This is a genomic window from Pseudogemmobacter humi (genome assembly GCF_900609055.1).
Classification (GTDB): domain Bacteria; phylum Pseudomonadota; class Alphaproteobacteria; order Rhodobacterales; family Rhodobacteraceae; genus Pseudogemmobacter; species Pseudogemmobacter humi.
In genome coordinates, this window is sequence record NZ_UXAW01000064.1 from 1 (window position 1) to 6,207 (window position 6,207).

The following is a 6,207-nucleotide window of genomic DNA, read 5'->3' on the forward strand; positions in this document are numbered from 1 at the left end:
CCCCGCTTCCTTCCGCTTGCGCTTCCGTTCGCTTCGTTCCGGCGTCCGTTCCGTTTCGGTGAGGCGGTATCTAGGCCCCACAGATGAAACCCGCAAGAGGCTTTTTTCGGGGAAGTCACAAAATCTTTGCGGAAGGCCGTGAATGTCCATGAAAACAAGGGGTTTCGGGCGTGAAGAAAATCGTGCCACCTTGGCTGCGGCCCAAGGCTCCGTCGCGGCCCGGGCAATAATCTTGCGCAAACCACCCGAGACACGGAAGAAAAATCAATCACTTAGCGATTCAGCGCGAATCCCGGGGCGAATCTTCTGCCGCCTGGTGCGAATCCACGGCTGAATCACCCGCCAGATCAGCAGCGCGGCCAGAATCGCGGCCCAGATCCAACCCTCGGCACTGACGATTTTCATCTGCCAGAGGTAATGCAGCACCCCGAGCCCCGCCGCCGGCCAGACCAGCAGATGCAGCCGTCGCCAGTTGCGCCCGAGCCCCCGGATCGCCGCCTTGTTCGAGGTCAGCGCCAGCGGCAGCAGCAGAAGGAAAGCGGTGATCCCGAAGAACAGATAGGGCCGCCGCGCCAAATCGCGGATCGCCTGGGCCCAGAGCAGCCCCATCTCCAGCCAGATCCAGGCCGTCAGGTGCAGTGCGATATAAAGGAAGCTCAGCAGCCCCACCGCCCGGCGGTGGCGCAACAGGTTAACCCCGGTCAGCGCCCGCAGCGGCGGAATGGCCAGGGTGCCGATCAGGAACCAGAGGCCGGTCTTGCCCAGCCGGTGCTCGATCCCGCGCACCGGATCGACCCCGAGGCCGCCGGTGAACGTCAGCCAGACCAGCCAGGCGAGCGGGATCAGCCCCGCCAGCCAGACCGCCCATTCCGGCAGGCGGCGCGATCCGGCATTGGCCAGCCCGGCAAGCCGCAGCATCAGTAGTTCACGCTCAGGTCCATACCGGCATAGAGCCCGGCCACCTCGTCAGCGTAGCCGTTGAACATCAGCGTCTCCTGCCGCCCCGCGAACAGGCTGGAACTGATCCGCCGCTCGGTCGCCTGGCTCCAGCGGGGGTGATCCACCTCGGGGTTCACATTGGCATAGAAGCCGTATTCGCGCGGCTGGAGGGCCTGCCAGGTGGTGGGGGGCTGTTCCGCGGTGAGGGTGATCCTCACAATACTCTTGATCGACTTGAAGCCGTATTTCCACGGCACCACCAGCCGGATCGGCGCGCCGTTCTGCTTCGGCATCTCCTCGCCGTAAAGGCCGGTGGCAAGGATGGTCAGCGGGTTCATTGCCTCGTCGAGCCGCAGCCCCTCGACATAGGGCCAGTCGATGCCGCCGCCGCGCTGGCCCGGCATTTCCCCGGGGCGGAGGAGGGTCTGGAAGGCGACATATTTCGCCCCGGGCTGCACGCCGACCCGGTTCAGCAGGCCCGCCAGTTCAAACCCGATCCAGGGGATCACCATCGACCAGGCCTCGACGCAGCGGAAGCGGCAGATGCGTTCTTCCAGCACCTGGCCCTTCAGCACATCGGCGAGGTCGTAGCTGCCGGGCCGGTCCACGAGGCCACCGATCTCGATGGCCCAGGGATCGGTGGTCAGGGCATGGGCGTAGCGGGCGGGATCGTCCTTGTTCCAGCCGAATTCGTAGAAGTTGTTGTAGTTGGTGATTTCCTCGAAGCTGTTCGGCGCCTCGTCGGTGGAATGGCGGCTGGCGGGATAATCGCGCGCCAACGCCGAGCCTGCCAGCGCCGAGGCCCCGAGCCCCGCGATCAGGCTGCGCCGGTTCAGCCACAGCGGGCGCGGCGTGACCTGCGACCAGCGCAGGGGGGATCTGAAAGCGGGTTTCATCGCGGGCCTCCGAAGTTCAGCACAGCTTACGGACAGTATACGGTACGGCGAGGGAATAAGTTGCCGAGGTCACGCATATGTGCATCCCGTTTCCGGAATGGTGAGCGTGCTGGCACCTGCGGCGCGGGCGACGGGTTGCGCCGGCTGGAATGAAAAGGGCCGCCCGAAGGCGGCCCGTTCCCGTTCTCAGTGCAGCGCGGTCTCGGCCGGGCGCGGGCGGCCGCGGGCGACCACGCGGTCGTCCACCTGCAAGCCCTCGGGGCCCGCGGTAACCGTCACGGTCGAGCCGTCGAGGATCTCGCCCGCCAGCAGCATCTCGGCCAGCGGATCCTGCAACTGGCGCTGGATCACCCGCTTCAGGGGCCGCGCGCCGAACACCGGGTCGTAGCCCTCGTTCGCGAGCCAGGCCTTCGCGGCATCATTGAGGTCGAGCCGGATCTTGCGCCCTTCCAGCCGTTTCTCCAGCCGTTTGAGCTGGATTTCGACAATGCCGGACATATCGGCGCGGCCCAGCCGGTCGAAGATGATCATCTCATCCAGACGGTTCAGGAATTCGGGGCGGAAATGCGCCCGCACCGCTTCCATCACCTGGGCCTTCGCCGCCGAGGCATCGGCCCCGTCCGGCAGTTCCGACAGGCTGCGCGCGCCGAGGTTCGAGGTCAGGATGATCAGCGTCTGCTTGAAATCCACCACCCTTCCCTGGCCGTCGGTGAGCCGCCCGTCGTCCAGCACCTGGAGCAGCACGTTGAACACGTCGGGATGGGCCTTTTCCACCTCGTCGAACAAGACGACCTGATAGGGCCGGCGCCGAACCGCCTCGGTCAGCACGCCCCCCTCGTCATAGCCGACATAGCCGGGCGGCGCGCCGATCAGCCGGGCGACCGAATGCTTCTCCATGAATTCCGACATGTCGATGCGCACCATCGCATTGTCGTCGTCGAAGAGATATTCGGCCAAAGCCTTGGTCAGTTCGGTCTTGCCGACGCCGGTCGGCCCGAGGAACAGGAAACTGCCGAGCGGTTTGTTCTCGTCCGACAGCCCGGCCCGGGCGCGGCGGACGGCTTTCGAGACCGCCTCGACCGCCTGGCGCTGGCCGATCACCCGCTTGCCGAGTTCGTCCTCCATCCGCAGAAGTTTATCCTTCTCGCCCTCCAGCATCTTGGTGGTGGGGATGCCGGTCCAGCGCTCCACCACTTCGGCGATCTGCTCGGGGCGCACCGACTCGGAGACCAGGGCCTGGCCCTCGCGGCCCTCGGCCTCGCCAAGGTCCTTTTCCAGGGCCGGGATGCGGCCATATTGCAACTCGCCCGCTTTGGCGAAATTGCCCTCGCGCTTGGCCTGGTCGAGTTCGGCCCGCGCGCGGTCGAGCTGTTCCTTCATCTCGCGGGTCTTTTCCAGGCTGTCGCGTTCGGCCTGCCATTTCGCCGTCATCTCGGCGGAACGGTCCTTCAGATCGGCCAGCTCCTTCTCAAGCCGTTCCAGCCGGTCCCTGGACGCCGCATCGTCCTCTTTCTTCAGCGCCTCGGATTCGATGGTCAGTTGCAGGATCTGGCGGTCCAGCGCGTCGAGTTCCTCGGGCTTACTGTCCACCTCCATCCGCAGACGCGAGGCCGCCTCGTCCACCAGGTCGATGGCCTTGTCGGGCAGAAATCGGTCGGTGATGTAGCGGTGCGAAAGCTGCGCGGCGGCGACCAGCGCGGAATCGCTGATCTTCACCCCGTGGTGCAGTTCATACTTCTCTTTGATGCCGCGCAGGATCGAGATCGTGTCCTCGACCGTCGGCTCGGTGATCAGCACCGGCTGGAACCGCCGGGCGAGCGCCGCGTCCTTCTCGATATATTTGCGGTATTCATCGAGCGTGGTGGCACCGATGCAATGCAGCTCGCCCCGGGCCAGCGCCGGTTTGATCAGGTTCGCGGCATCCATCGCGCCATCGGTCTTGCCGGCGCCGACCAGAACGTGAAGCTCGTCGATGAACAGCACGATCTCGCCCGCGGCGGCCTCGATCTCTTTCAGGATGGCTTTCAGCCGCTCCTCGAATTCGCCGCGGTATTTGGCGCCTGCGATCAGCGCGCCCATGTCCAGTGCCATCAGCTTCTTGTTGCGCAGGGATTCGGGCACATCGCCGTCGACGATGCGCAAGGCCAGCCCCTCGGCGATGGCGGTCTTGCCGACGCCGGGCTCGCCGATCAGCACCGGGTTGTTCTTGGTGCGGCGGCTCAGCACCTGCATGGCGCGGCGAATCTCCTCGTCGCGGCCGATGATCGGGTCGATCTTGCCCTGCCCGGCGGCCTCGGTCAGATCGCGGGCATATTTCTTCAACGCCTCCATCGTGTCTTCCGAGGAAGCGGAATCCGCCGTGCGGCCCTTGCGGATATCGTTGATCGCGGCGTTCAGGCCCTGGGCCGTCACCGCGCCCGCGGTCAGCGCGTCTTTCGCCCGGGTGTTCACCAAAGCCAGCGCGGTCAGCATCCGCTCGACCGGAACGAAACTGTCGCCGGCCTTTTTCGCGACCTGTTCGGCCTCATCCAGCACGCGCACCAGTTGCGGGTCGATATAGGTCTGGCCGTCGCCGCCGGTCACCTTGGGCAATTTGGCGATGGCGGCATTGACCGCCTCGTTCACCCGCTCGGGGCTGCCGCCCGCGCGGCGGATCAGATTGGCGGCGAGGCCCTGATCGTCGTCCATAAGGGCTTTGAGCAGATGGTCGGGCAGCACCCGCTGGTGGCTTTCCCGCATCGCGATGGTCTGGGCGGCCTGAATGAAGCCGCGCGAACGCTCCGTGAACTTCTCAATGTTCATCGGGTCATCTCCTTTCATAAGCGCCGTTTCTGCCGAGGCACCCTGAAAAGGCATGCCCCTGTCCGGCCTTGTCTGTGAATTTGGGGGGCGATCACAGCGGGTTCAAGCGCCCGCGATCCGCTGACGGGAAAATTTCCCTCCGGCCTGGCTGATCCTTTTTCCGCCGACGCGGCGCGCCGGTTTCGGCGGCATTCACCCCCGGTTGTGCGCGCCCCTTGCCCGCCCCGGCCCGGGCGGGCAGAAGGAGGCCCAAAAAGGAACGAGCATGTCGGAAAGACTGGAACCCATCCTGCCCCAGGTCCCCGTCGAGGGAATCGCCATCCATATCGGAAGGGCCGGGCTTTGCATGGGCGACATCGCCGAGGCGCGGCTGCTGGAGGACGGGCGCGTCGGCATCTTCGCCGTGGTGAAGCGGCCGGTCCTCGGCTTTATCCCCGCGCGGCGGCCGACTTATCTGGGCCATGTCGGGCCGGTGGCGGCGCAGATCCTCGCACCGGCGCTGATGGAGGGGCTGATGCTGCGGCTGCGCGTCGTGGTGCTGACGCCCGAGCATCTGGCGACCTCGGGCCCCCCCGAGATCCATGTCTCGGTCTGGGCCGATCCGCACAAGCTCGCGCCGTTCCTGAAGCTGGATGAGGTCTGGCTGCCGCCCGATCCTGGTCCGCCCGGGCCCGACCCGGACGAGGCGCCGCCCGCCGAATTCAGCACCGCCTGATCGTCAGTCGCGCGCCTTCGGCACCAGCAGCTTCTTCGGGCGCAGGGCCTCGGCGGCTTTGAACAGGCTGAAGGTCTGGTTCACGTAATTCACCGCCCCGCCGATCTGCTCCAGATAAAGGTCCAGCTCGGGCGTCCGCGCCGCCTCGATCACCTGCACCGCGCGCGAGGGGTCCATCCCCTCGAACTGGGCATAAAACAGCGGCTCGCCCCGGCGCAGCACGATGTCCTTCGCCGGCTCGTGCCACTCGAACGCCCACATCAGCGGCCGCGGCCAGACCGAGACCGGAAACCGCCCGCCGAAGATCGTGCCCGGCAGCGGATCGCTCCGGTAATGCAGGAAGGGCGAGAGCTGGGTGATATAGACCATCTCATCGGCGATGAAGCAGTAAGGCAGCGAGAGCTGGATCGTCGGCCGGTCGGGAGTGCGCCATTCGGCCTCGTTCACCAGCGTCAGCATTTCGTTCAGCTTGTTCGCCCGCACCGGGCTGGCGGCGCCCGCGCGGTTGATCAGCACCGGGCGGCCCTTGTCGTCGCGGGCAAAGCCGATGTGCAGATCGAACGGGCATTTCACCATGAAATACCGGCTTTCAAGCTGGATCACCCCGGGGCAGCGGGCGGCGCTTTTGGCATGGCCGCGGTTTTGCTGGCGGAAGATCACCCGCTCGGGCGGATCATAGAGGACGGCGTTCTTGTCCTTGGCCAGAAACCAGCCCACCTGGATCGGGCCAGAGCCGGGGCCGTCCTCGGGGCGCTCGTAGGTGACGGTGATTTCCATGGGCTTCCTTCGGATCTGCGCGTCCGGCGCCAGACTCGCCGCAAAGCCCCGGGCTGTCAATCGAACGGCCCCCAAGCC

Annotated in this window: 6 protein-coding genes; 2 read left to right on the forward strand and 4 right to left on the reverse strand. The window is 66.0% G+C overall.

Translation table 11 applies throughout. The features are described 5' to 3' along the window. Positions 1-87, forward strand: an 87-nt coding sequence (gene cas5, locus XINFAN_RS22515) for a CRISPR-associated protein Cas5 (protein ID WP_124086430.1), incomplete at its 5' end; no start/stop codon positions are given. Positions 88-264: 177 nt separating this feature from the next. Here cas5 and msrQ read toward each other — a convergent pair. The 3 genes from msrQ to clpB all read right to left on the reverse strand — a co-directional run bounded on the left by msrQ (position 265) and on the right by clpB (position 4,637). Then, positions 265-918 carry a protein-methionine-sulfoxide reductase heme-binding subunit MsrQ gene (gene msrQ, locus XINFAN_RS10015; RefSeq protein ID WP_124086419.1) on the reverse strand — a complete coding sequence of 218 codons (654 nt, stop codon included), beginning with the start codon at positions 916-918 and terminating at the stop codon, positions 265-267. Further along, the gene (gene msrP, locus XINFAN_RS10020; protein ID WP_124086421.1) at positions 918-1,835 is read right to left on the reverse strand and encodes a protein-methionine-sulfoxide reductase catalytic subunit MsrP; all 918 of its coding nucleotides are present in this window, start codon (positions 1,833-1,835) and stop codon (positions 918-920) included. The genes msrQ and msrP overlap by 1 nt, the downstream gene beginning before the upstream one ends. Positions 1,836-2,021: 186 nt before the next feature. Next, positions 2,022-4,637 (reverse strand): ATP-dependent chaperone ClpB, encoded by a 2,616-nt coding sequence (gene clpB, locus XINFAN_RS10025; RefSeq protein ID WP_124086423.1) that lies wholly within the window; start codon positions 4,635-4,637, stop codon positions 2,022-2,024. 265 nt (positions 4,638-4,902) lie between these two features. Between clpB and XINFAN_RS10030 the strand changes: the two genes are divergently transcribed. Beyond that, complete coding sequence (locus XINFAN_RS10030; protein WP_124086426.1) at positions 4,903-5,352, forward strand: hypothetical protein; 450 nt, start codon at positions 4,903-4,905, stop codon at positions 5,350-5,352. Between the two features lie 3 nt (positions 5,353-5,355). Here XINFAN_RS10030 and XINFAN_RS10035 read toward each other — a convergent pair whose 3' ends face one another. Further along, positions 5,356-6,129 carry a hypothetical protein gene (locus XINFAN_RS10035; RefSeq protein ID WP_124086428.1) on the reverse strand — a complete coding sequence of 258 codons (774 nt, stop codon included), beginning with the start codon at positions 6,127-6,129 and terminating at the stop codon, positions 5,356-5,358. Between the last annotated feature and the right edge of the window lie 78 nt (positions 6,130-6,207).